Source organism: Candidatus Magnetobacterium casense (assembly GCF_019173545.1).
GTDB classification, from domain to species: Bacteria; Nitrospirota; Thermodesulfovibrionia; order Thermodesulfovibrionales; family Magnetobacteriaceae; genus Magnetobacterium; species Magnetobacterium cryptolimnobacter.
In genome coordinates, this window is sequence record NZ_JABXWD010000594.1 from 1 (window position 1) to 1,641 (window position 1,641).

Annotated in this window: 1 protein-coding gene; it reads left to right on the forward strand. The window is 50.1% G+C overall.

Annotation, left to right across the window (positions count from 1 at the left end):
- Positions 1-8: 8 nt before the first annotated feature.
- On the forward strand, positions 9-1,641 hold a 1,633-nt coding region (locus HWQ67_RS17930), incomplete at its 3' end, for a GAF domain-containing protein (protein ID WP_218254061.1).

Here is a 1,641-nt window from a genome sequence, read left to right on the forward strand (position 1 = left end):
ATATAAGAATGAGATTTGTAACAAAACTTACGTTGATGTTTTCACTCATAGGCATGGCCTTTATTGTACTGGTATCTTACAGCAACTATGTCTCAAACATGAGGATATTAGAACTACAGATAAGGCACAACCTCGAAGAACGGGCATCCCATGCCATCGACAAGATAGACAGGATGCTCTATGAAAAATACATAGATATCAGGCGCCTCTCAACCGACCCCGTGGTAAGCTCCAGGAACTCAACGCTTGCACATGTCAACGAACGCCTGATGGAGTACGCCGGTAATGATCAAAAGTATTCGTCACTATCCTTTTACGATCTCAACAGGGTACGCCTCCTTGACACATTGGGTAAAAATATCGGTATACAAGACCCAATGACCGACTACTGGAGTAAAATTACCAGTGGCAGCGATTTTGCTATGGACACGGCAATGTCGGCAACACTTCAACAGATAGCCTTTCGCTTTGCCCACGTAGTTAAAGACAAGACAGCAACGCCATTTGCCGTGGTGACCTCCAGGGTGTTGGTGGAACACCTGTACAACATAGCCAGGCAGGCTACCAGTACCGGGGTCGCTGATACGGCGTTTGAGGTAGAGCTGGTCGACAAAAATGGCCTGATCCTATACTCCAACTACCACAAAGACAAGATGCTGCACGAGAAGTCAAGCCATTGGGAAATCATCAGGCAGATGGTATCAGCGGGCAAGAGTGTCAGCAGCATGAAACACAGCCATTCCGATAAGGGCAATGACCGTGAGGAACTCCTTGCATTTGCTCAGGAGGCCGGTTATCTTAACTTTCAGGGCAACAACTGGACGCTGATCATATATGCCCCGGCCAGGCTGGCCTATACCTCTGCCGTGTCGTTGAGAAACATATCAATAGTCGTGTCTCTGTTTATAGGGGCGTTGGCTACGTTAATCATCTACCTTCTGTCGCGCAATGTCTCCATTCCGATAAAGAGGCTTGCCCTGGCTGCTGCCGAGGTTGGCAAGGGCAACCTTGACATCACGGTCAATGTGACCTCCAGTGACGAAATGGGTCAACTGTCGGGGCTGTTTAACAGCATGGTGGCAGACCTCAGGCAGTACCAGGACAAATTGGTGTCCTACAGCACGGAGCTTGAACATAAGGTGTCTCAGCGCACGGCAACACTGATCGGCCTTAACAGACGCCTGGGCATCCTGAGCAGGTGCAATTATGCCCTTGCACATGCCGCAAGTGAAGCGGTCCTGACCCATGATATATGCCGCATCGTCGTTGAAGATGGCGCCTACAGTCTGGCATGGATAGGCATGTTGCAGGATAACAGGGACATCCTTGTTGTCGCTCAGGCAGGTTACGAAAAGGACTACATGGGGACATTAAAGCTATCGACAACAAACGGCAAAACCCTCCACTCACGGGCAATCCTTACGGCCAAACCCGTTATCTCAAACGATATCCTGACAGACCCTGACACCCATTACCTGCGCATAGAGGCTGCCAGATACAACTACGCATCAACCATTTCCCTGCCCCTGTTGCATCAGGACAGCGCTATCGGGGTGTTGACCATCTGTGCTGCCAACACTGATGCCTTTGATGCGCAAGAGGTTGGGTTGCTCGTGGAGTTGACCGAGGACCTGTCCTTTG